Origin of the sequence: Lacticaseibacillus paracasei subsp. paracasei, assembly GCF_000829035.1 — a bacterium.
GTDB lineage: Bacteria > Bacillota > Bacilli > Lactobacillales > Lactobacillaceae > Lacticaseibacillus > Lacticaseibacillus paracasei.
In genome coordinates this window covers 2171498-2195874 of the sequence record NZ_AP012541.1, presented here as the reverse complement: position 1 = coordinate 2195874, position 24377 = coordinate 2171498, and the positions used below count along the sequence as shown (strand labels likewise).

The window sequence follows — 24377 nt, the reverse complement described above, 5'->3', positions numbered from 1 at the left end:
TCAAGGCTTGTAACGTGCTAGGCAATCCCCTCAATATAAGGCGCCGGACGCTGAAAGTTTTGATGAATACTGCTATAAATGACCCGAACAGCTTTGTCGTAATCAAGATCATGTACACCGATTAGCAAATTGATATCGTCATTGGTCTGACTAACGAGTTGTACGTTGAGCAGGTTATCATCCAGATAGGCGAGGACTTTTCCGGCAATGGCTGGTCGTTGTCGAAGTTTACGAGAAACCATGGCGATTAACGCAACATTTTCGGTGACTTCCATTTTGTCTGGCTGACAGGCGGCGGCGATTTCAGCGGTCAGCTCCTGTACCGAGGCTTGACGACGCGGTTCACGAATGAGCAGACTGAAACTGTCAATGCCCGTGGGCAGATAATCGACAACGAGATGGTGCGCTGCAACTACCCCGAGCGCATGTTGGATGACTTCTAAGTGCAAGGCCAACTGGTACTTGCGGACCGTGATGACCAAATAATGTTTACGGCCAGCAATACCAGTGATTGTTTTGAGATCATTGGCGGGGTCATCATCATGAATGATCAGCGTGCCTGGGTCTTCTGGCGCATTGGTGTTCAAAATACGCGTCGGGATGCCACATTCACGGACCGGTTGCACCGCTTCTTCTTGGAAAACACTAAATCCCATGTAGGTGAGTTCGCGTAATTCGTCGTAACTCATCACATCAATACTGTCGGCATCTTTAATGATACGCGGATCGGCCATTTTAATGCCTGAAACATCGGTCCAATTTTCATAGAGATCAGCGTGGGCCAAGCGTGCTAGCCATGCACCAGAAATGTCAGAACCGCCGCGCGGCATCAGCTTGACATGTCCATCTGCGTCGCGACCATAAAAACCGGGAACGACGATACCATGATGGCTGGCTAGTTGTTGATAAGCAGTCTGAGTTTTGGCTTCATCAATGGCGCCTGCTTTATTGAAAAACAAAAGATTGGCGGCGTCCACAAAAGTATAGCCTAAGTAGGCTGCCATTAAGTGGGCTGTCAAGAACTCACCGCGAGAGACCAGATAGTCTCGAGAATAGCGAATGGCCAGATGATGGCGAATTGTATGCAACAGTTTGATGAGCGGCACATTGAGCTGCAGCGCAATGTTGATGGCCTCTAGCCGAGCCAAGACCTGATTAAACAGCGGTTCGACATCTCGACCGGCTTCCATGCCGTCAGCAATTAAATAGAGCGTATCAGTTAATTTTCGGGTAGCATTACCATATTTTCCAGCTGCGCTAATCACGACGATTTGCCGATTCACATCCTGATCGATTATGGCTTTAACTTTCTGGAATTGACCGGCATCGGCCACGGAACTACCGCCAAATTTAACGACCTTCATCCGATCACCTCCTGATCTTGCTGGTGAAGGACGTCTTTAGCAGCCAACTCACTGTCTCCGATTGCTGCCATAAAAGCATCGGCATCAATGGCCAAAACGCCGCGCATGAGTTTGTGCATGTCGCCAGTTGGTATTTGCTTGATCACCAGCCGGTCATTGACGATCTCGGTTTCGCGATCATTGAACATCGCGAAGGTCATGGGATCGGCGCGCAAAACGTAATCGGTGACATTCAGGTTGGCGTCAAAATGTAGCGGCTGATCGAAGCTACGGTCCAGATGCGGGGCATTTTCAAGGATATCGTACAGATCTTGCACGATAGCGTTGGCTGTCGGGTATTTTCCGGCGCCTTGGCCATAAAAATGCAGGTCGCCAATCGTTTGTCCATGCAGGCGAATTAGATTGAAGTTTTCAAATGTATTGGCCGCCAAGGCGGTTTCTGAATACAAGCGCGGTTCCACGACCATACTATAGTGGTCACCGTCACGTTTACTTTTACCAATCAACCGTAAAACCTGATGTTGACTTGCAAAAAAGTCAATGTCGGCTTTGCTAACGTTGCGAATACCAAAAGTTGGGACATCACGTGGCGGGGCCATGTTGTAGGCAAGTGCTGCCGAAATTTTCAGCTTGTTGACCACATCCTCGCCATCAATATCAGCACTGGGATCGGCTTCGGCATAGCCCATATCTTTAGCGGCTAGGAGAACGGGGTCAAAATCGAGGTGGGCGCGTTGCATCTGATCGAGAATATAATTGCTAGTGCCATTGAAAATGCCTTCGATGGTATCGATCTGATCAATGCGTGCGGCGCGTTCAAGGTTGCGAATCCACGGGATGCCGCCGCCAGTAGTGGCTTCGAAGTAAAATTGCACGTGATGCTGGGCAGCAACAGCGGTAAACTCCGGCAAATATTTAGCGACAACGCCTTTATTAGCGGTAACCACGTGCTTACCGTGCTGCAAAGCCTGTAAAATATAATCATGTGCTGGATGAAGACCGCCCATTGTTTCAACGATCACATCAATAGTAGGATCGTTTAAAATGGCGTCAAGGTCTGTTGTCATCTCAGGCATGGTCGCAGGGTGCGTTGGCCGAATGAAAATAGCGGTGACGCGCATTCGGGTATCACCATTTGCAATAATATCGTAAACGCCGCTGCCGACAGTCCCAAAACCTAAGATGGCAATTTTCATAAATTCTCAGCTCCTTGTTTATAAAATATAGACACTTGTTTTTCTAATGCGAACAGATTATCATATCCATATCGTTAATTCAAGCCGAATGAGATAGGAGTTCTTCAAATGCGATATACGAGCACACGGGATCATCAGGTTAGCAAAACCAGCAAAGAGGCAATCAAACAAGGTATTTCTGAAGAAGGCGGTTTGTTTGTCCTGCCGCATTTGGCCGATCAGGCGCTGAACATTCATGAACTGTTAGATTTAGATTATGAAACGATTGCTCAGCGAGTTCTCATGATCCTGTTGCCTGATTTTAACACCGACCCACTAAAAAAAGCGATTCATTTTGCCTATCATCAGCATTTTTCCGATGATCGCATCACGCCAGTTCGTTCTGTCGGGGATTTTCATGTCTTAGAGTTATTTCATGGACCAACCAGTGCCTTTAAGGATGTCGGCTTGCAGTTGCTTCCGCGCTTGATGCAGTTGGCACTTGATCCTGATGATCGGGTCATGATTTTAGCGGCAACCAGCGGTGATACGGGAACGGCGGCTCTGCAAGGGTTTAAAGATGTCGCGCAGACTGGGATCACGGTTTTCTATCCTAATCATGGTGTCAGTCCAATTCAGGAGCGCCAAATGTTGACCGTGGGCAGTGACAATACGCGAGTTTTCCCAATCGCTGGCAATTTTGATCAGGCCCAAAGCGCAGTGAAAACCCTGTTCACTGACACTAGCTTTGCTGCTCGGTTGCAAGCAGAGCAAGTAACCCTGTCAGCAGCCAATTCCATCAACATTGGCCGACTGATTCCGCAAGTTGTGTATTATTTTGCAGCGTACAGCCAACTGGTTAAAACACAGGCCATTTCAATGGGAGATGAGGTTAATTTCACTGTTCCAACCGGGAATTTTGGCGATGTGTTGGCGGGCTACTATGCTAAGAGTCTAGGCTTGCCTGTTCATAAACTAATCGCGGCCGCCAATGCCAACAGCGAATTGGCTGATTTTCTGGCAACCGGTGTGTATGATCGCAACCGACCGTTTTTGAAAACAGTGGCACCTAGCATGGATATTCAAATTTCCAGTAATCTGGAACGCCTGTTGTATTATAAGAGTGGCGAAGATAGCGCGTATGTTGCGCATTTAATGCAGGAACTTGAGACGACTGGTCGCTATCAAGTTCGGCCGGATGTGTTGACCGCGATTCAAGCGGACTTTGCTGGCGGTTTTGCTGTTGATGAAGAGGTGGCAGATGGCATTCGCGAGGTTTGGCATCGGGATGGGTATTTGCTGGATCCGCACACTGCTGTTGGTTATGCGGTTCAACAGCAGTACCGGGCAGCGTCTGGGGATAACACCCCGAATGTGCTTTTAGCCACCGCAAGCCCTTATAAATTTCCACGCGTGGTGGCCAAAGCACTACAATCGCACGTACCGGATGATGACTTTGCTGCAATGCAAATGTTGCAACAGGTTAGCGGTGTGCCGATTCCGCCGAATCTTGCTCGCCTTCAACAGCTAAGACCGCAGGAAAAGGTTGTTGTGGCACCAACCGATATGGGCCAAGCTATTATTGGGGCGGCGAAGGAGGTATTCAACGATGATCAGCGTGTCCGTTCCGGCAACGAGCGCTAACTTAGCGGTTGGCTTTGATGTGTTGGGACTTGCCTTAGATCTCAAAGCTCATTTTACGTTTGAAATGAGCACCCAAAAGCTTGAGATCATTGGCGATGACCCAGCTTTCGCCAATAGTGAGAACTTGATTTATCAGGCGTTTAGCAAATTTGCCGAGGCGATTGATCAGCCTGTTCCTAATCTGCGGATTGTGGTTGATTCAGCGGTGCCGAGTGCCCGCGGTTTGGGCAGTTCAGCAATATGTGTGGTTGGTGGTATCGCCGCTGCTAATGCGTGGTATCAAGCCGGTTGGGATGATACGGCGCTGTTGCGATTTGCTACTGAAATGGAAGGCCATCCAGATAATGCGGCACCAGCGATTTACGGGCAGCTATGTGCCACGATAATGGCGCAAAATGAACCAGTCGTTCGGCAGTATACCGTCAGCTCAAAGTTGCATTTTGTGACCTTGATCCCTGACTATGCTGTCAGTACCGCTGATGCCCGCCGAATTTTACCGCGAACCATGACTTATGCAGATGCTACCTATCAAATGGGCCGTTGTACCTTGATGACCCGGGCACTGGCTGATGGCGACATGTCGTTATTACGCCAAGTTGCGACTGATCGGATGCAGGAGCCTTACCGCGCGGAATTAATACCAGACTATTCAGCGGCTCATCAAGTGGTGCAGACGGCCGGCGGTGTTCTTTTGATTTCTGGTTCTGGTTCGACCATGCTGGCGATCACAGACTCATTTGCGGCTGCCGCGCAGGTACAGGCGCAAGCTCAAGAAAGTTGGAAAAAGTGGCAAGTACAGGTGGTGGCGCCAAGTCAACAAGGCGTACAAGTTGAACAGTTTGAGTGAGTTTCAGAAAATACTAGGTAGCCATGACCTAGTATTTTTTGATTCATGATTATTGAAAAAGTGTTATGGTATCCGGACGCAAGTGAACGCGGTGGGGCATTATGGTATAATTCGGGGGCAACGGACGGAAGCTGATTGATAAAATCAACTTCGCGTCTTACAAAACGAGTCTAACGATGCCTGCTGTCAATAATTGAATCGGCAGACAAGGTTTTAAAATGAAAATTTCAAGACGCACAGTTGACCGAATTCGCGTCTTATTGAACGAGGAGATTATCATTCAGATGAAAGATGCACCCAGTTTTACCCCCATCCTGCTTGGCAGTGACATGAATGTGTATGGTATGGCGCGTTCGTTCCACGAGATGATCGGTGGGGCGATTGATGTTTATGCGCGCGAACAACTTGCTCCAACGCGTTTTTCGCGGATCGTGAATGTCCATCTGATCGAGCATTTTGATTCCGATCCGACTTTTATTGAAAATATGCGGCAGGTAGCCAAGGTACATGCAGATGCTCCAGGCAAACTGTTGTTAATCGCTTGCGGGGACACCTATGCCCAACTTGTTTCCAAACATAAGGATGAGTTGAGCCAGTGGTTCATCTGCCCATATGTTGATTATGAATTGTTGAAGCGTCTGAATAGTAAGGAGAGCTTCTATCAAGTTTGCGAAGAGTATCATTTGCCATATCCGGCAACCAAAATCGTCACCAAGTCGATGTATGAAAGCAACGCAACCATCACGGCACCGTTTGAATTTCCAGTAGCACTCAAGCCGACTGATTCCGTTGAATGGTTGAACATTCGCTTTGAAGGCCGCAAAAAGGCGTTTACGATTCACTCGCAAGTTGAACTGACGAATACGATTGCCAAAATCTATGATAACGGCTATACGTCTGATCTCATCTTGCAGGACTTTGTACCAGGTGATGACAGTAACATGCGGACTTTGAACTGTTATGTTGATCAATATCATCACGTTAAAATGATGTGCTTAGGTCATCCGCTACTTGAGGATCCTACGCCTTCTTCAATCGGTAACTATGTCGCGATCATGCCAGCTTTCGATCAGGATTTGTACGATCAGATCAAAACATTCCTCGAAGCAATTAAGTTCACCGGTTTTGCTAACTTTGATATGAAGTATGATCATCGTGACAAGACGTTCAAGCTGTTTGAAATTAATATTCGTCAAGGCCGGAGTAGCTTTTTCGTCACTTTAAATGGGTATAATCTTGCCAGCTGGCCTGTTCGCGATTACATCGTGGGAGATTTGAAGGACGCGCCAACGGTTTATGGTAATGATGACCACAGCAAGTATAAATTGTGGCTAGGGGTTCCAGAGCGTGTTTTCAAGCAGTATTCTGCAGATAACGAAGCTAAAAAGGAAGCCTTGCAGTTACTTAAAGAGAAACGCTATGGTACGACGGTCTTTTATAAACCGGACATGACATTCAAGCGCTGGTTATTGATGAAATATATGTTCCATAATTATGTTGGTCGGTTTAAGCAGTATTTTGCGGAAAATAAGGGCGACATGTGATAAAATGACATTGTTAGGGATACCTAAACTTGCAAGGGGGCATTTCTTTTGGTTACTGAAGATGATTTGACGATTGAATCCATGCATTATAACCGGTTGTTATTGGCGGTTGATGATGATGATGACGACTCCTCGCGCAAGGCATTGAACTACGCCTGCACGGTTGCCAAGATTTATGACATTCCGTTGGGGATCGTGTCGGTACTTGAAACCGGCGACCTCAATATTTTCCAATCATTGACACCTGATGATGTTGATGCGGCCCGGGAAACACTGGCTAAGGATCTGAACACCTACGTCGAAAAAGCAACGGCATTTGGCGTTCAAAACGCACAACCGATCGTTGCAGAAGGGCGGCCAGCAGCTGCCATTCTTGACGAAGTGATCCCAGCCTTCAAACCGGATTTGGTGATCATGGGTTCCCATGTTCGCCGCGGTCGGTTACGTCTTGGTCATGTTGCGAGCGAAGTTGCTCGCGATGCATCGGTCTCGGTGATTATCGTTCGCTGATTTCGGTCAAGTGCAGCAAAAATGAGCAGTCGTACCGATTCTTCATGGATCGTTGCGACTGCTATTTTCATGGCGGCCAACACCCAACAAGGGGAGGAAGTAACGCATGTACTACCAAAATGTCAGCGTCGGGCAGCTCATCAAACGGGTGAGTCGCTTTACCGTTGAAATTGACCTGAATGGCACCGTCGAACCTGTCCACATGAATAATACCGGACGCAATAAAGAAATTTTGATTCCGGGATCATTAGCCAGTGTCCGCTATGTTGATAACCCAAATCGCAAAACGCACTATGACTTGCTGGCTGTTCAACGGCAAGGTCGCTGGATCAACATCGACAGTCTGGCACCCAATCATGTTGCCAAGGAATGTTTAGAAGCTGGCACCTTAAAATTGCCGGGACTCGCCTTGCCATACGCCGTTCATCCAGAATCGACTTGGCGCGATTCGCGACTGGACTTTGCTGGAAAAGCCGCTGATGGCCAGTCGTGGTTTGTTGAAACGAAGGGGGTCACGTTGGCTAATTGCACCCTAGCAGCTTTCCCAGATGCGCCAACAACTCGCGCCGTCAAGCATGTCCATACGCTGACGATGGCGCAGGCAGAAGGGTATCAGGCATTTTTATTGTTCATCGTGCAATTACCGGATATTCGCCAAATGACCATTTATCGGGACCGTTTTCCTGAACTAGTGACTGCCATCACGACTGCTAAACAAAATGGCGTTCGCGTGCTGGCTTATGACACCATGACTGGCCCAGATCAAATCACATTAGGCAACGAAATACCATTCGACGAACACTTGCCTTTTTCAGAGATTAATCTTAACAGCTTGTGAATAATGAAAAAGATCCCATCTAAATTTCATCTATCCTTGACTTTCAGAGAAGCTCTCAAAATTCGAATCGCTGATTGTCCCTAGCCCATAACCTCATGCGGATACGGGCTTTTTTTGTGCGCATTAATTACAGAACGTCATGTGGCGCTTAATGGCGGCGAAAATGAAAATGAGATTCCGTGATTTGAATCACACACAAACTATCTCTAGAATGGATAGCATTGTTTCAATTCGATGACAAACGTTTTTCAAAACAAGGAGTGAGTAGATGCAACACAAAGTTGAAAGTAATGCCGAGACAAAAATTGAGGTTCGCGGGCTAACCAAGATTTTCGGTAAGCGCGTGAATCGCGCGAAAGAAATGTTGAAGGCCGGCAAGACCAAGCCTGAAATTTTAAAAGCAACCGGCGCAACGGTTGGTGTTGATCGTGCTGATTTTTCGATTAAAACCGGTGAGATTTTTGTGATTATGGGACTTTCCGGTTCTGGTAAATCAACGACCTTACGGATGCTGAACCGGTTGATTGAACCGACAGACGGGCAAGTACTGATTGACGGTGATGACATTGCCAAACTTGATAAGCAAGCATTGCGTGAAGTTAGACGGCAAAAGCTCAGCATGGTTTTCCAAGGCTTTGCCTTACTGCCGAATCGGACCGTTCTGCAAAATGCTGCCTTTGGACTTGAGATTCAAGGGATGGAGAAAGATGAACGCGAGATGAAAGCCAACAAAGCACTCGATTTGGTTGGCTTAAATGGTTTTGCCGATCAATATCCAGATCAGTTGTCTGGTGGGATGCAGCAACGTGTTGGTTTAGCCCGCGCGCTGGCTAGCGATGCCGAAATTCTGCTGATGGACGAAGCTTTTTCAGCACTTGATCCGCTGAATCGTCGCGATATGCAAGATGAATTATTGGACTTGCAAGAAGATATGCAAAAAACCATTGTCTTCATTTCGCATGACCTCAACGAAGCGCTCCGAATTGGCGATCACATTATGATTATGAAAGATGGCGAAATCGTTCAGATTGGCACGCCTGAAGAAATTTTGAGCCAGCCTGCTGACGATTATGTTGAGAAATTCATTGAAGGTGTTGATCGCAGCCAGGTTTATACGGCTGCCAATGTGATGATTCGGGCCAACACAGTCAATATTGATAGAGATGGTCCTCGTTTGGCTGCCCGGCGGATGCGGGACAATGAAATTTCAAGTTTGTATGTTGTGGATACTAAACGTAAACTCGTCGGCATTTTGGATGCTGACGACGTGCGGTCAGCTATTGATGCTGGTCAAAAGGATCTGCGCTCAATTGTTAAGTCCGATGTGCCAACGACTAAAATGGATACGCCGTTGGCAGACTTACTAGACGCTGTTTCCACCACACCGGTACCATTTGCAGTGGTAGACGATCATGATCGCTTACGCGGGATCATCATTCGCGGTGCCGTCTTAGGTGCATTATCTGGACAGGAGGTCAATGTCAATGTCTAACATTTTAATCAGCATTCCCACATTACCATTGGCCCACTGGGTCGATTCATTTGTTGCGTGGTTAACCCAGTTTTCCGGCTTCTTCGGGGTTTTAACGAACTTCATCGGCGGCATTGTGAATGCTTTCCAAGCTGTCTTTGATTTTATTCCCATCTGGTTATTCATCATCCTGGTACTCGCGTTAACTTGGTATCTAAAACGCGACCAGAAATATCGCAGCTTACTGATTTTTGAATTGCTTGGTTTACTGTTGATTTGGAACCTTGGTTTCTGGCGTGACATGACCCAAACGTTAACCTTAGTGTTGACCGCAAGTTTGTTAGCGATTGTCATCGGGGTACCGCTGGGAATTTGGGCGGCCGAAAGCAAGTCAGTTTCCGCAGTGGTGAAACCATTGATGGACTTCATGCAGACGATGCCGGCCTTTGTTTACCTGATTCCAGCCGTTGCTTTCTTTGGTATCGGGATGGTACCCGGGGTTGTAGCCTCGGTTATCTTCGCGATGCCACCGACAGTTCGTATGACGCAGCTTGGCATTACGCAAGTACCAGCGGATTTAAATGAAGCAGCGGTCGCATTTGGGGCAACTGGTTGGCAACAATTGTTGAAGGTGCAGTTGCCGTTTGCCCGCGGAACCATTATGGCCGGGATCAACCAAAGTATGATGTTGGCCCTGTCAATGGTTGTTATTGCTTCGATGATTGGTGCGATGGGCTTAGGTACGAAGGTTTACTTTGCAGTCGGCCGTAATGATGCTGGCGGCGGTTTTGTCGCCGGGCTTGCCATCGTGATTTTGGCCATCATTCTTGACCGGATCACGCAAAGTCTCAATCGTAGTCGTTAGGAGGTGGCCGTTTGACTTTTTTGAAAAAGATTGCCGCGGCGCTAGCGGTGTTGATCACAGTCGGTGCACTTGCCGCCTGCAGCAGCACACAGCCTAAGTATGACGCTAAAGAGCCGCTGGGACCGCAAATCAATTACACCATTACTGGGATTGATGCTGGCGCTGGGGTCATGACCAGTACAGACAAAGCGCTGAAAGCTTATGGTCTTGTGGATAAAAAGTGGCAGTTGCAACCAAGTTCCACCGCCGCTATGACCAGTACGTTGCAAAAGGCGATTGCCGACAAACGTCCGATTGTGGTCACTGGCTGGACGCCGCACTGGATGTTCACCAAGTTTCCACTAAAGTTTCTCAAGGATCCTAAAAATGTTTACGGCAAAACCGAACAGATTCATACAATCGTGCGGAAGGGCCTTAAGCAGGATGCACCGCAAGCTTATCAGGTATTAGATCAGTTCCACTGGACGCCTGAAGAAATGTCCAGTGTGATGCTGGCGGTCAACGGCGGCAAAGATCCTGCCGAGGCAGCCAAAGCTTTCGTTAAGAAGCACCCAGAACAAATCGCACAGTGGACCAAGGGTGTGACGCATGTTAGCGGCAAGCCTAAACTGACGATGACCTATATTGCGTGGGATTCGGAAATCGCATCCACCAATGTTGTTGCAACTGTTTTGCGGCAAATAGGGTATAACGTGACGATTCGGGCAATGGAACCACAACCAGTTTGGGCTTCAGTTGCAACTAAAGCTGCCGATGCTCAGGTTTCTGCTTGGTTACCGAATACGTCAGCAAAACTTTATTCTGATTATAAGAATCAAGTTGTTGATCTTGGCGTGAACTTAGATGGTGCAAAGGTCGGCTTGGCAGTGCCGAAGTATATGAAGAATATTAATAGTATTGAAGATTTGAAATAAGTTTGATGACGGCGAATGCTTTCCTTGATATGGGGGGTTCGCCGTTTTTTTGTTGTGCGATTGGGCGGTTTAGATGATGACGGCTAATCGAGCGGAAACTTAGGGCTAACATTCTTTGCCGTGTCAAACTCCGCAATCTCCGGCCAGATGTGGCTTGCGACGCGGAGCTAGAGCGTGGCGGCGCTTCGAGCCCAAAAACCGGTCTCGAAGTCGCCTAACAACATCAGCGACAAAGCCCGGTCGCTGTGTTGTTTGCACGGCTGAGCCCCATCTGGCCTACGATTGCTCCGCCTTGGCACTGGTATCTTTAAATCTCAATAAAAATGATCCATGAGAATAAGGCCAACTATTTCAGCTTTGTATGGAAATTGTCGCCTTGTTGTTGGCTGTGAATGATGTCCCAACCTCACCTCGTGCTCTGAACAAAATAATTGCTTTATGCCTAAAACAAATCTAGTATAACCGCGAGAGATATTGAATAACGCGCTCGTCGTCGCAGAAGCCCACATATGTGCCGACTTCTAAGCGTGCCTGTTCGCGCTCACTTTTTGGGAGGGATTCTTATGGTAAAGACCATTAAGGCTGGTGTCGCCGCGTTGAAGACACTTGAGAGCTGGGGTGTGACACATGTTTACGGAATCCCCGGCGGTACTTTTAACAATATGATGTATGCGCTGGATGAAGAGAAAGACAATTTAAAGTATATTCACGTCCGACATGAAGAGGTCGGTGCGCTAGCTGCAGTGGCGGATGGTAAATTGACTGGGCATATTGGCGTGGCATTTGGATCAGCGGGACCCGGCGCAACCCATCTATTTCAAGGGGCGTATGACGCTAAAATGGATAAGGTGCCGACGTTATTTCTTGTGGGTCAAGTTGAACAACGCTTCATGAATTACGATTTCTTCCAAGAGCTGGATGAAGATCCGATGTTTCAAGATGCCGCTTTGTATGCGCGGACGGTTACCACGGCGGCTAGTCTGCCGCATATTATTGATGAGGCTATTCGCCGTGCTTATGCCGGACGTGGAGCTGCGATTGTTGTGATTCCCAATGATTTGGCGGCCGAAGAAATTCCAGCCGATGGCTACTACAGTGCGGCAGCTACCCACGCCACCCCAGTTTTACCAGCTGGCAGCGACGAGCAAGTAGATGCGGCGTTGCGCTTAATTGGTGCAGCGCAACGGCCCGTGATGTACGTTGGCCAAGGCGTCCGTGGGGCTGCTGATACGGTGATGACGCTGGCAAGAAAGCTACAGATGCCAGTCATTACGACAGCAGTTGGCAAGCCGATTATCCCTTACGAATTTGAATCACTGCTTGGTTCTGCAGCTCGGGTGGCTTCAAAACCAGCGAATGAAGCGTTGCGAGTTGCTGACTTGATCATGTTTGTCGGTTCGAATTACCCGTTTGCTGAAGTCATGTTCTCACCGAACGCCAAGTTTATTCAGATCGAGGCAGATCCGAAGACATTGGGCAAGCGCCATCACACAGATGTTGCCATTTTGGCGGATGCTCCGGCAACCTTGAAGAAAATGATTGATCGTAGTGACGATGCACCACGCAGCGGCTGGTATCAAGCCAATGTCGACAACGTGAAAAATTGGCATCAGTATAATGACGATATGATGACCCGGACAACCGGGAAAATGCGCTTCGAACCAGTTTTCGGCCAAATTAACCGCATTGCTACTGATGATGCCATTTTTGCGATTGATGTCGGGGATGTTACCCAAAATGCTGTCCGGTTACTGAAAGTCAATGGGCGCCAAGCGTGGACCACCAGTGGGTTGTTTGCCACGATGGGCGCTGGATTGCCGGCCGCATTAGCCGGTCAATTGAGCTTCCCAAAGCGACAGGTCTTTAACCTGGCTGGGGATGGTGCCGCGGCGATGGTGATGCAGGACTTGGATACCGAAGTCCGTTATCATTTGCCAATCATCAATGTGGTCTTTTCAAATAATGCACTAGGGTACATTGAAGATGAGCAGGAGGACGATGGTCACGCGTGGTTCGGGATCGACATGCCGGCGATTGACTTTGCGACGGTGGCGAAAGGCATGGGTATGACCGGCATCACGGTCACCCAAGTTGACGAATTGCCAGCGGCTTTTGAAACAGCTGAAGCCAACCGAGCTGCCGGCAAACCAACCTTGATCGATGCCAAAATTACCAACGAGCGGCCAATTCCAGTTGAGCATCTGCAACTGGATCCTGACCAGTTTGACGCAGACACGATTGCTGCGTTCAAGAAGCGTTACTATGCGGAAAAATTGGTACCGCTGAGTGAATTCTTGAAGACACACAAGGTGCCTGTGGCGTAACTGGTGATAGAAGAAAGATCAGTATTAAGCAGTACGGCGATGGCCGTGCTGTTTTTAGTCACTGTGTTGCCGGCGATTGAGAAAGGTGATTTTTCAAGCGCAATACGTGTTTAGCCGCCTTGAAAAAGGTATCATATGATAAAAGTGGTCATCGCCGATAAAGAATATCATCGCTTTTTGACCAATTATCTAATGAGACGGAGTAAGAAAAATGCCTTTTGCTGAAGTTATTATGAATCCCAGTGCGGGGAATGCCCGCTGGAAAAAGCAATTGCCTGAGTTAGTTGCGATCATTGAGTCCCACTTTGCGCCACTGCATATTAGTCAGACGCGCAAAGCCGGCGATGCCAGATTGGTGACTGAACGACTCATCAAGGCTTATCAACACAAGATGGACGATCTTCAACTGATAGTGATTGGTGGTGATGGGACGCTACACGATGTTGTGAATGGGTTGCAGCGACAAGGTCATCCAGAAGTCGCCATTGGCTATGTGCCAACCGGGACCGGCGATGATTTTGCCCGCGCCAACCATATTCCTCTGGACCCGAAAAAAGCTGCGGCGGCTTTGACAACGGCAATGCCGCATGCCTTGAAAATCGGGGTGGCCGACTCGGCCAAGTACGGGACTCAGTATTTTATTAATAACTTTGGCATTGGAATGGATGCCCAAATCGTTTACCAAACGAACCATTCTGATCACAAGGCAGCATTGAATGCCCTAAAACTCGGTCATTTTTCGTATGCTGCCAGTATTCTAAAAGCACTGCGACAACAAAAAAAGTTTCGTGCGACTTGGCAAGTAGACGGTAAAACCACGGCAATCGACAATGCTTATCTCAATGTCTTTACTAATCATCCATTCTTAGACGGCGGTTTGCGACTGTTTCCTGATAAGGGAGATAATCGCAACACCTTGTCTTTTGTCCAGGTGCATCGCGAAAAATTGGGCATTTTGCTTCAGGTCCTATTTGCCATTCTCAGTGGCCGTTCAGTTCACCGCGCCATGCACCATTCACAAGGGCAAACATTTGAATTTGCCACATCAGCGACTGTACCAATTCAAATTGACGGCGAAGAATATTCAACCCCGATTCAGGTGACACTGCACCAAACCAAGCAACTATTTTTGCTGCCAACTTAAAAAAGCGTGCTAGCCGCCTGCAACAAAGACAGGGGTCAGCACACTTCATGAAGTTATTTTTTGCGTAAGAAAATCAATTTTGAGAAGAGATAATTGGCGATCACGATGATGACCTGATCTAAAATTTTGACGAGAATCTCATTACCATGCATCCAATCGACCCCGATGATCATGATCAAGTTATCCAGCAACAAGGAGAGCCCACGCAACACAAGAAAGCTGATTAACTCGAACCAGAACTTTTTCTTGCTTGAGTAGTCACTGTGGAAAACGACACTTTTGTTGGCAAAAAAAGCAAAAATGACACTGACGATATTCGCCGTTGTATTGGTCAAAACTAAGCCAATACCAAAATACCGCATGGCGAAGAACGTGACAAAGTTAATCAACGTGGTCAAACCGCCGATAAACAGGTAATTGATGATCATTTCATAACGCTTATAGAGTTGAAAAAGCTTCTTCAAAACAGGCGCCTCCTATGCAAACTTTCAATAGTATACCATGGCAGGTGGGGCATGTAGAACTTCAATTGTGAGTCGTTCTTGCATGAGTAGATCAGAATACCGTCTTAAAATTAAAATAGAATCTGGAGAGCTGGCGGAGCGGCGATGGGCTCAGTGGTGAAATCCTTGTTGGCGGTTTACCGCCTACAAGGAGGCCGAGCTTCGAGACTGCGCGCGGGTTTTGCGCGTGGGCTCGAAGTCGTGCACACCACTCTAGCTTCGCGGTCGCCACCCCGAATCGCCGCGTAGCCAGCTCGGACACTAAGGATAACCTCCCAACGACAGCAGAACAGAAAAACAACTTATTTATCAAAACAACAAACCGCAATTGATCCGTTCACCCAAGCACCCTTGCTTGAATCTCACAACGTTTCAAGGTATGATTTCCCCGAGGAGGATGACGATGACACAATCTAATAAAAAACAGCCACCGCGTAAACATCGTTGGCTTTGGCGAACCATTTTTACGCTCGGTATCCTTCTGGGATTAGCGCTGATCTTCAATGAACCCATTAAATTATTTGTGGTCGATCATCTTAGCCAGTGGACGATGGCACAAGTTGACCGTGACAATGTCAACAAAAATGAAAAACGCAAAGCAACCTTTGATTTCAAAGGGGTCAAAGCGCTTGATATCAATACAGTTGGCAATGCCGCGCTTAACCGTGACCTGCATCCTATTGGCAAAGTTGCCATTCGCAGTGTCGGTTTGAAATTGCCTATTTTTAAAGGGTTATCAAACGAGAATCTCAGTGCAGGGGCAGGCACGATGAAAGCCGATCAAAAAATGGGCGAAGGTAATTACGCTTTAGCTGGTCACTACATGACCAATCAAGGTATTTTGTTTTCACCGCTCAAAAATGTGAAGCAAGACGACATCATTTATATCACCGATATGAAGAAAGTTTACTCGTATAAAGTGACCAGTAAACAGGTTGTTAATGAAACCCAAGTTCAGTGGATTGATGATGTTGCCGGTAAGAAACTGATTACAATGGTAACGTGTGCATCGCCAACTGAAGGCGAAGTGGATCGCATTATTATTCAAGGCCAGCTTCAGTCAGTTAAAAAGGCAACGAAGCAACACTTGAAGGTTTTCTTATAATTTCGGCAAGCGCGAGCGAATGCTTGCGCTTTTTTTGATTTTGCGGCAGGCTTAGTGTATCTCGTTAAGAATGTGGGGAAAAGTATGTCAGGTTACGAAAAGTTCATCAATAATCTTCCGGTTAGGCGCACAGTGGTGTTGTTTTCAGTCTTTCTCTTATTGTGGTTTGCTCGCAGCATTATGAGCGATATTTTGTTGACCTTCATTTTCGCGTTCCTAGTCAGCCGCTTAGTCCACGCTGTTCAGCGGCATGTTCATATTCGCCCATTTGTGATTGTGGTGCCAGTTTACATACTTGTGATCCTAGGCCTAGTCTACGCTGCAGTGCATTACGTGCCAGCGATTATTCATCAGACGATTGGCTTGTTTAATTCTGTGCAAAACTTTTATAACAGTGAGGCGTTCGCCAACAATCAGGTCATGCAATGGGTGCTGCAAAGCACGAAGAGTCTCAACTTGACAGAACAACTTAAGACTGGCGTGACCACGGTGCTACAATACGCCGGCAATATCGGCGCCATGGGATTGACGCTGTTTGTCTCTTTCATTCTTAGTTTCTTTTTCACGATTGAGCTTGACAGCTTGCCTGCGTTTGGCCAACTGTTTCTGGATTCACCGTTCGGCTGGTATTTCAAAGATCTGCAATATTTCGCGATGAAGTTTATCAATACTTTTGGCGTTGTGATGGAAGCACAAATCTTTATTGCAGTTGTGAATACCGTGATCACAACGATTACGCTACTATTCTTAAAAATGCCGAACACCCCTAGTCTCGCGATTATGGTCTTTTTACTTTCCTTGATCCCAGTTGCCGGAGCGATTATTTCCTTGATTCCGCTCACGATTATTGGTTATACCGTCGGCGGTTGGCAAGATGTTCTCACCATTTTGATCATGATTGCAGCTATTCATGTGCTAGAAGCTTATGTCTTGAATCCGAAGTTCATGAGCAGCCGAACACAGCTGCCAGTTTTCTTTACCTTTGTCGTTTTGTTAGTGGCAGAGCGGTTATTTGGCACTTGGGGATTGATTGTCGGCATTCCGATCTTTACCTTTTTCCTAGATGTATTGGGCGTTAAGAAAATTGCTGGTACGGCGCACAAGCAATCAACCTACGCGAGTGTGCCGCAGCCCAAGGAGCACGATGACGATGCATAAACACCGTTGGCTGATTGTGATTGTATTGGCGGTAGCGTTGGTGGCTGCAACGGGCTTAACGATGGCGTGGGTGTATCATCAACGCCAAGCTAGTAAAATTGTGGCGCGTCCGGTGCCGCAAGCGCAAGTCGGCAAACATGCCCAAGCCTTGATTAAGAAAACGGCGTTCACGGGTAGTGTGGCTTTGATTAAAAACGGTCAGATTGTTTATACTGGCGGCGTCGGTGACGCGGATCATGGTAAACATGAAGCCAATAACGGCGAGACAATGTTTCCTTTGGCGTCGGTTGAAAAATACTTAACGGCACTGGTGATCGGTCATTTGATTGCCGAGCACAAACTGTCATTTAATACCAAACTGGCCAAGTTTTTCCCGAAAATTGATCATAGTAAGGACATCTCGATTCGGCAGTTATTGGATCACCGTTCTGGTATTCAAATGGACGAACTAACGCCTGATCAAACCTTAACCTCGGAGCAGGCTATTTTGGACTGGACATTCGAGCAGATGGGATCGACTGGCGACCACAGCTTCATTTATGCTAATGCTAACTATGCAGTGCTAGCGGGGATTGTGCGTCAAGTTACGGGTAAAAGTTTTGCAAATGTCTTACAGCAAACGATCATCACCCCGCTACAACTGACGCACACCCATAACTTTACGGCGCTGACGGCGCAGATGCCTGTTGCGCAGGGCTACTTAACAGCCGGTGATAACGATTATCAACCAGATGAGCTGAGCAACGCCCTGTTGTCGACTTTGTTGGGCAGCGGCAGTGTGTATATGAGCGCAACGGACTTGGCTAAAGTCATCATTGCGGCAGAGACTGGGAAAATCATGCCGTTAAAAGTCTATCATCAGCTGATTAACGCCAATTATGGGGATGGTAATCCATATGCCAGTGGCGTGATGTGGTTAGACGACCAGCGGTTATTACAGGGAATGTACAACGACAATCCGGAAAGTTTCAGTACCTTAGCCTATTTTCGAGCCGATGCGAAAAGCGGTGTGGTCTTGTTTGGCAATCATACAATGTCAACTGATACCGTGAGTCTTGCGCAGAACCTAGAGGCATTGGTCAATTGAGTGACGACCAAAAAAATAGGCCTTAAGATCACGACACTACCCATGTGTCAGGTCTTAAGGCCTATTTTTGTCTAAAAAGCCGTTGGATTAAGCAGTAGATACTTGTCTAAAAGTTAAAGCTGCGGCCAAAATCATTGATACCTTGACCAATGCCGCCGAGAATACTTGAAAGGCCGAACGTCATGATGATCAAGAACACGATGACTAGTAAAATACCAACGATTAGATAGGCGTAGATTTTATCAAAACGGTTGGTTGACTGAGCGGTGAACAACATATACGTGCCAGAGATGACGAATAACCCGCTGCCCAGCGATAGCAGCAACCAAATCAGGAAGATTGAACCGATGTTAATCATACCAAGCATTTGCATGAGCAGCGTGAACACTGAGAAAAAGACCATCCAGTTGCAGTGAAAGGCATACTCGGTGGTAAATGTCAGAAAAGATCGGCGCCGATCGCCAAGCATGCCGTTGACGACTAAGTAATAGACGGCGACCACTGCAATCATCAGGACCGCCACTAGAAAGACTAATTTTAGGAAGGTCATCAACACATTACTAGCAATTGCGCCTGGCAATGACGACACTGCGGAACCAGTCATCAAGGCAATGGTTAATGCCAAACTAACAATCGTGATGGCTAAACTGGTTAGCCCAAAATACTGGTGATATGGTCGCGTCACAGTCGCAGGATGTTTAATGCTGTCGACCAGATAGCGCCAGTAACTGCCAGCATACTTTTTGGTAGCCTCCACCGTGGGATTTGGCTCCTCTGGCGGTGTTTGTGCTTGTTGCTGCGTTTGATCAGCCTGCTGGTAAGGCTGCGCTGTCGGTGCTGGTCCTTGAGCCGTTTGCTGACTTTGTGTCTGTGTGCCAGCTGGTTGTGGTGGCACTTGCTGCTGACTGTTGTCAGGCGGTGTGACCTGACTTTGCGCTTGTTGCGGCGTTACAGGTTGATTCTGAGCTGACGATGAAGTTAGACTGCTTGGCACTGAAGATTGTTCGCTAACAGCTGCTGTGTTGGCGGTTGAGGCTTCATTCTCAGAAGTCGGTTGTGCACTTTGAACCGCCGTTTCGGCTGTTGCAACGACACCGGCTAAACTGGTGCCACATCTGGTACAAAATTTAGCGGTGGCAGTATTATGCGCACCACAATTTGGACAAATCTTAAACATAGTGTTCCCTCCAAAGATATGTATGAGTGCTGAATATAAAGAATGAAATTAAAGTTGTACAAAAAGAGTATAACAAAAAACTGTCTTTATCATTAACGACGATGAAATATTCGATATAACGCGCCTGCGATTAAGGCAAACGCACCGCCAAGTAAGATTAGATCCATGACACCATGAACCAATGACAACAGGCCGCTTGCATTAACCGCAACCTGCATGGCGGGAACTGTCAGATAGACGATAAAGTAAATGACGCTGATGAGCCAAACGCCAGCAATTGATAGCCAAATTTTTTTCACATGAACCTCCAGAAATATTTTCAGTAAAAGGTGACAATTATGATTGTGATGCGTGCTAAAAGTTGCCAAAAGCAAATCAAGCCGCAGTTAATTTGCGTCGTATGTTCTTTTGGCAACAATCCCTTTCCAATATACCAGAGAAAGCGGGTGCGAACTTACTGAAAATGGTGTAACATGAGATTCTGTAAACAGGCAGAAGACTGTCAAATCATAAAAGCGAGGTATTCTCTGATATGGCGAAATTAGTATTGATCCGTCACGGGCAAAGTGAATGGAATTTGTCCAACCAATTTACCGGCTGGGTGGATGTTGATCTGAGTGAAAAGGGTGTCGAAGAAGCAAAGCATGCTGGCCAATTGGTTAAGCAAGCTGGTCTTGAATTCGATCAGGCTTACACCTCAGTTTTGACCCGCGCGATCAAGACCCTGCATTACGTCTTGGAAGAATCCGATCAACTTTGGATTCCAGAAATGAAGACATGGCGCCTGAACGAACGTCACTATGGCGCTTTGCAAGGCTTGAACAAGAAGGAAACCGCTGATAAATACGGTGCCGATCAAGTTCACATCTGGCGTCGTTCGTATGACGTTTTGCCACCATTGTTGAAAGCAACTGACGAAGGTTCAGCTGCTAAGGATCGTCGTTACGCTGATCTTGACCCACGGATCATTCCTGGCGGCGAAAACCTGAAAGTGACCCTCGAACGGGTTATCCCATTCTGGGAAGATCATATTGCACCAGATCTGTTGGCTGGCAAGAATGTTATCATCGCTGCCCACGGTAACTCACTGCGCGCCTTGACCAAGTACATCGAAAACATTTCCGATGCAGACATCATGAACTTGGAAATGGCGACTGGCGAACCTGTTGTTTATGACTTCGACGAAAAGTTGAACGTCAACAGCAAGAATAAGCTGGACTAATCCAAAAATCAATTGCTTAAGTGATTGAAAAGACGGCTGTCATTGCGACTTTTAGTTGCGAGGATGGCCGTCTATTTGTTTGCGGTCAAATTTGGTTGGGGTTGTTTGATTGGACCATTTACCGTGAGTTTATTGTTTTAAGCATACCAGCGTCTAGACAAAGTGTTCGAATTGTCTTGCAGCTAGTTGCGCCAATTGGCTGACTGCTTGATAATCAGATTAACCGATTCGAGAAAAGAGGCAGTTAAGTGGCAAATTATATTCGAGAGATTCGCAGCAAAGTCGGACACATGCCGATTTTTTTAAACGCTGTTGCCGGTGCGGTGGTGAACGAGCAGGGACAATTGTTACTGCAAAAACGGACAGATGCCGGTAACTGGAGCTTGCCAGGTGGGATGATGGAGTACGGTGAGACCTTTGTCGAAACCTTGCAACGAGAGATGAAAGAGGATGCCGGTTTACTGGTGGAACCAGTCAAGGCACTGCATACTTTCGACCAAGGATTTACAACTTATCCCAATGGTGATCAGGCCCAAATCATCTGCCGTTTTTATCTCGTCAAACCAGTCGGCGGCAGTTTGGCTGAAGCGGATCCCAAAGAAACGTTGGCCTTGCAATACTTTGACTTTGATCAACTGCCGCCATTGTTTAATCAACAGTCGCGCGACATGATTAGTTTCGTTCAGGCATATTTGCAAACGCACTAACCGAGGACATGGAAATTCAAGGTGATTTAAGAACTGGACAAAATTTGTTCAGTTCTTTTTGTTAGTTGTTGTTGACATAGACTAACAAAGGGATTAGACTAGCACAATGTTAGTTAGACATATAAGTAACTAACTATTTTAAATAGCTGATAACTGGAGGCACATGCATATGCAACGTTCAACCACGATGCTGGCAGCCGAAAAAAGGCAGTCAACACCAAAAAAGTTCGATTTCCGTAGTTTCATGAAACTAATCAGTACCATTCACCCACATTACTGGCAGCTTGGTCTTGGACTGCTTTTGGGATTAGTGGCAACGGCCGGCCAATTAATTGTGCCAACCATTGCCAAGTCGCTGATTAATGCGTTGGGGCATGCGGTCAACATGAATTTGGTGATTGGCGTTGTCGGGCTGTTTATTGGTTCAGCGTTGATCAGTGCTGGTTCAGGTGCCGTGTTAGGCTTTTTTGGCGAAGATGTCGTTGCCAAATTACGCAATAAGCTGTGGGCCAAGCTTTTGGTATTACCAGTCAGTTATTTCGACACCACCAAGTCTGGCGAAATCACGTCGCGACTGGTGAATGATTCTACTCAAGTCAAGGATTTACTCGCCAACTCGGTACCGCGCATGGTCACAGCCTTGATGCAACTGATCGGTGCGCTGATTTTGATGTTGATGATGGATTGGAAAATGACGGCGATTATGTTTGCCGTTGTGCCGCTTGTTATTCTGATCTTCCTGCCAGTTGCCACTCAGTCGCGTAAGATTGCTTTTTCGCGACAAGAGAATCTGGCAGCTTTTAGTGGCGAGGCTGGGGATGTGTTGGGCGCTGTGCGCTTGGTCAAAAGTTCCAATGCTGAAGCAGTCGAAAAGAAAACCGGTGATGCCCGCATTGATCGTTTGTATCGCTTGGGCTTGAAGGAAGCAGTTTATGACGCGGTTGCCCAGCCAGTAATGACGACATTAATGATGGGTATGATTGTGGGCGTGCTCGCATATGGTGCCAGTCGGGTTGCAAGTGGGTCAATGAATATGGGAACCTTGTTTGCTTTCTTAATGTATCTCACCCAGTTGATTGGGCCTTTTTCAACGCTTGGACAGTTTTTTGCGGAGACAGCAAAAGCGAGCGGGTCAACGGCGCGGATTGATGAGTTACTGCAACAACCTGAGGAAAGTCGTACAGGTCGCCCGCTAAAAGATGCCAGTGGTCAAGCTTTGACAATGTCGCATGTCAGCTTTAGTTATGATCAGGAAACGCCGGTGCTAAAAGATGTCACGGTGACAGCGGCACCTAATCAGGTCATTGCCTTTGCCGGTCCGTCTGGTGGTGGCAAGTCAACGATTATCAGTCTTTTAGAACGCTTCTACTCGCCTGATAGCGGCCACATTTTGATCGGGGATCAGGACATCGCAAATCTGAATGTTGAAGATTGGCGTGAACAGATTGGGCTGGTTGGGCAAGATGCAACAATTATGGCAGGTACCATTCGTTATAACTTGACGTATGGGGCGACGCGCAACTATACAGATGAAGAATTATGGCATGTGCTTGATATGGCGTACGCAAAAACTTTTGTTGAGGCCATGCCGCAGGGACTCGATACTGAAGTCGGCGAACGTGGCGTCAAGGTTTACGGCGGTCAGCGACAGCGACTCGCCATTGCCCGCGCCTTTCTTCGCGATCCCAAGATTTTAATGCTCGATGAAGCAACTGCTAGTCTTGATGCCGAATCGGAAATGATGGTTCAAAAAGCATTAACTAAATTAATGCATGGTCGTACAACGATTGTGATTGCCCATCGACTAAGCACGAGCATGAATGCTAATCGGATCTACTTCATTGAAAATGGCACGGTGAGCGGCAGCGGCACACATGAGGACCTGATCAAGTCGCATCCAATTTATCGCGAGTATGTTAAAGATCAGTTCGGAAAGGCCGCGTAAACGCTAAAAGTAGGTAGTCTTGATAAAAACTAACTAACGGATTATACTCGTTCTATTAGTTCGTTGGATAGTAGACTAACTAAAAGACAAGGAGAATAGCGATGACAAAAACATCAGAAGATTTATTGAAGGCCTTTGGCGGCTTAATTCAAAAGCGTCCATTCATGGGTGCCGTGGCTAGCAGCTTGCGTTTTGGTGATCGACAGCGCCAGCCAAATCAATTAAGACTCTTGCGGCTGCTTGATAATAAAGGCGAACTGACGAATTCAGATTTGGTTGAAGCGTTGGACATTCGGCCAAGTTCGGTTTCCGCTTTAGTTCAGAAACTAGAGGATTTAGGGTTGATCAGCCGCCGCGAGTCCGAAACCGATAAGCGCGTTCAGCTAATTGCGCTCACTGATGACGGTAAAAAATTTATTGAAACGACGGGTAAACTGAAGACGGATTTACCTGATCAAATTTTCAGTGGTTTGTCCGAAGAAGAGCAGGCGCAATTACTGACGTTGATTGAAAAATTGTCTGCCGATTTGGCAACTAGGGATGACCTTAGCTGGCCAGAAGGCAAACAGTTCGATGACATGCGCGAATGGGCCGCACGGTTCCATCACGGTCATCATGAGCATGGCCCACGTCGCGGCTACCCAGGTGGCTTCGGCGGCGGCCCACGAGGCTTTGACCATCGATTCTAAATAGTGACTTGAATGGACAGGCTGCGATTTAATTGACAGCTGTCAATATAGACGGCTGGTTTTCCGCAATTCATAGGGAAATCAGTCGTCTTTTGTTTTCTCGTGGATATTTTGGAGATAAAGATCACAGTGCCAAGGCAGAGT

22 protein-coding genes are annotated in these 24377 nt (G+C 47.2%); 17 read left to right on the top strand and 5 right to left on the bottom strand.

What is annotated here, in order from left to right; translation table 11 throughout:
- Nucleotides 1–17: 17 nt before the first annotated feature.
- Nucleotides 18–1364, bottom strand: coding sequence for an aspartate kinase (locus LBPC_RS10790; protein WP_003661966.1), 1347 nt, complete (start codon nucleotides 1362–1364; stop codon nucleotides 18–20).
- The gene (locus LBPC_RS10785) at nucleotides 1361–2560 is read right to left on the bottom strand and encodes a homoserine dehydrogenase (RefSeq protein ID WP_003661967.1); all 1200 of its coding nucleotides are present in this window, start codon (nucleotides 2558–2560) and stop codon (nucleotides 1361–1363) included. Before LBPC_RS10785 ends, LBPC_RS10790 begins: the two co-directional genes overlap by 4 nt.
- Nucleotides 2561–2668: 108 nt before the next feature.
- Between LBPC_RS10785 and thrC the strand changes: the two genes are divergently transcribed.
- From thrC to LBPC_RS10735, 10 genes are all read left to right on the top strand, one after another.
- Nucleotides 2669–4183 (top strand): threonine synthase, encoded by a 1515-nt coding sequence (thrC, locus tag LBPC_RS10780; RefSeq protein WP_003661969.1) that lies wholly within the window; start codon nucleotides 2669–2671, stop codon nucleotides 4181–4183.
- Nucleotides 4149–5030: a homoserine kinase gene (gene thrB / locus LBPC_RS10775; protein ID WP_003603058.1), complete on the top strand. Its 882-nt coding sequence runs from the start codon at nucleotides 4149–4151 to the stop codon at nucleotides 5028–5030. The genes thrC and thrB overlap by 35 nt, the downstream gene beginning before the upstream one ends.
- A 284-nt stretch (nucleotides 5031–5314) precedes the next feature.
- On the top strand, nucleotides 5315–6574 hold the full coding sequence (locus LBPC_RS10770; RefSeq protein ID WP_003580413.1) for a carboxylate--amine ligase: 1260 nt from the start codon (nucleotides 5315–5317) through the stop codon (nucleotides 6572–6574).
- Nucleotides 6575–6622: 48 nt separating this feature from the next.
- A complete protein-coding gene (locus tag LBPC_RS10765) occupies nucleotides 6623–7084 on the top strand; it encodes a universal stress protein (protein ID WP_003566853.1) in 462 nt (153 codons plus the stop codon).
- Between the two features lie 106 nt (nucleotides 7085–7190).
- Nucleotides 7191–7922, top strand: a complete 732-nt coding sequence (gene sfsA / locus LBPC_RS10760; RefSeq protein ID WP_003661974.1) for a DNA/RNA nuclease SfsA — start codon at nucleotides 7191–7193, stop codon at nucleotides 7920–7922.
- A gap of 268 nt (nucleotides 7923–8190) precedes the next feature.
- Entirely contained in the window at nucleotides 8191–9414 is a 1224-nt protein-coding gene (locus LBPC_RS10755; protein WP_003571116.1) for a quaternary amine ABC transporter ATP-binding protein, read from the top strand.
- Nucleotides 9407–10258 (top strand): ABC transporter permease, encoded by an 852-nt coding sequence (locus tag LBPC_RS10750; protein WP_003566845.1) that lies wholly within the window; start codon nucleotides 9407–9409, stop codon nucleotides 10256–10258. Before LBPC_RS10755 ends, LBPC_RS10750 begins: the two co-directional genes overlap by 8 nt.
- Before the next feature lie 11 nt (nucleotides 10259–10269).
- Entirely contained in the window at nucleotides 10270–11172 is a 903-nt protein-coding gene (locus LBPC_RS10745; protein WP_003566843.1) for a glycine betaine ABC transporter substrate-binding protein, read from the top strand.
- Nucleotides 11173–11735: 563 nt separating this feature from the next.
- A complete protein-coding gene (spxB, locus tag LBPC_RS10740; protein ID WP_003661976.1) occupies nucleotides 11736–13496 on the top strand; it encodes a pyruvate oxidase in 1761 nt (586 codons plus the stop codon).
- A gap of 211 nt (nucleotides 13497–13707) precedes the next feature.
- Complete coding sequence (locus LBPC_RS10735; RefSeq protein WP_003661977.1) at nucleotides 13708–14640, top strand: diacylglycerol/lipid kinase family protein; 933 nt, start codon at nucleotides 13708–13710, stop codon at nucleotides 14638–14640.
- A 53-nt stretch (nucleotides 14641–14693) separates the two neighbouring features.
- On the opposite strand, the gene LBPC_RS10730 is transcribed toward LBPC_RS10735, so the two are convergent.
- Entirely contained in the window at nucleotides 14694–15104 is a 411-nt protein-coding gene (locus LBPC_RS10730) for a GtrA family protein (RefSeq protein ID WP_003661979.1), read from the bottom strand.
- 442 nt (nucleotides 15105–15546) lie between these two features.
- Here LBPC_RS10730 and LBPC_RS10725 point away from each other — a divergent pair, with 442 nt between their 5' ends.
- The 3 genes from LBPC_RS10725 (at nucleotide 15547) to LBPC_RS10715 (ending at nucleotide 18493) form a co-directional block, all read left to right on the top strand.
- On the top strand, nucleotides 15547–16248 hold the full coding sequence (locus LBPC_RS10725; protein WP_003566834.1) for a class A sortase: 702 nt from the start codon (nucleotides 15547–15549) through the stop codon (nucleotides 16246–16248).
- Nucleotides 16249–16332: 84 nt separating this feature from the next.
- On the top strand, nucleotides 16333–17406 hold the full coding sequence (locus LBPC_RS10720) for an AI-2E family transporter (RefSeq protein WP_003571106.1): 1074 nt from the start codon (nucleotides 16333–16335) through the stop codon (nucleotides 17404–17406).
- On the top strand, nucleotides 17399–18493 hold the full coding sequence (locus LBPC_RS10715; protein ID WP_003603050.1) for a serine hydrolase domain-containing protein: 1095 nt from the start codon (nucleotides 17399–17401) through the stop codon (nucleotides 18491–18493). Before LBPC_RS10720 ends, LBPC_RS10715 begins: the two co-directional genes overlap by 8 nt.
- Nucleotides 18494–18599: 106 nt before the next feature.
- On the opposite strand, the gene LBPC_RS10710 is transcribed toward LBPC_RS10715, so the two are convergent.
- Nucleotides 18600–19670, bottom strand: a complete 1071-nt coding sequence (locus tag LBPC_RS10710; protein ID WP_003661987.1) for a zinc ribbon domain-containing protein — start codon at nucleotides 19668–19670, stop codon at nucleotides 18600–18602.
- A 92-nt stretch (nucleotides 19671–19762) separates the two neighbouring features.
- Nucleotides 19763–19969 carry a hypothetical protein gene (locus LBPC_RS10705; RefSeq protein WP_003566793.1) on the bottom strand — a complete coding sequence of 69 codons (207 nt, stop codon included), beginning with the start codon at nucleotides 19967–19969 and terminating at the stop codon, nucleotides 19763–19765.
- Nucleotides 19970–20202: 233 nt separating this feature from the next.
- Here LBPC_RS10705 and LBPC_RS10700 point away from each other — a divergent pair, with 233 nt between their 5' ends.
- From LBPC_RS10700 to LBPC_RS10685, 4 genes are all read left to right on the top strand, one after another.
- Nucleotides 20203–20892 (top strand): 2,3-diphosphoglycerate-dependent phosphoglycerate mutase, encoded by a 690-nt coding sequence (locus tag LBPC_RS10700; RefSeq protein WP_003566791.1) that lies wholly within the window; start codon nucleotides 20203–20205, stop codon nucleotides 20890–20892.
- A gap of 248 nt (nucleotides 20893–21140) precedes the next feature.
- Complete coding sequence (locus LBPC_RS10695) at nucleotides 21141–21599, top strand: NUDIX hydrolase (protein WP_003591452.1); 459 nt, start codon at nucleotides 21141–21143, stop codon at nucleotides 21597–21599.
- 169 nt (nucleotides 21600–21768) lie between these two features.
- Nucleotides 21769–23544: an ABC transporter ATP-binding protein gene (locus LBPC_RS10690; protein WP_032781099.1), complete on the top strand. Its 1776-nt coding sequence runs from the start codon at nucleotides 21769–21771 to the stop codon at nucleotides 23542–23544.
- Between the two features lie 101 nt (nucleotides 23545–23645).
- Complete coding sequence (locus tag LBPC_RS10685; RefSeq protein ID WP_003566788.1) at nucleotides 23646–24233, top strand: MarR family winged helix-turn-helix transcriptional regulator; 588 nt, start codon at nucleotides 23646–23648, stop codon at nucleotides 24231–24233.
- Nucleotides 24234–24377 lie beyond the last annotated feature (144 nt).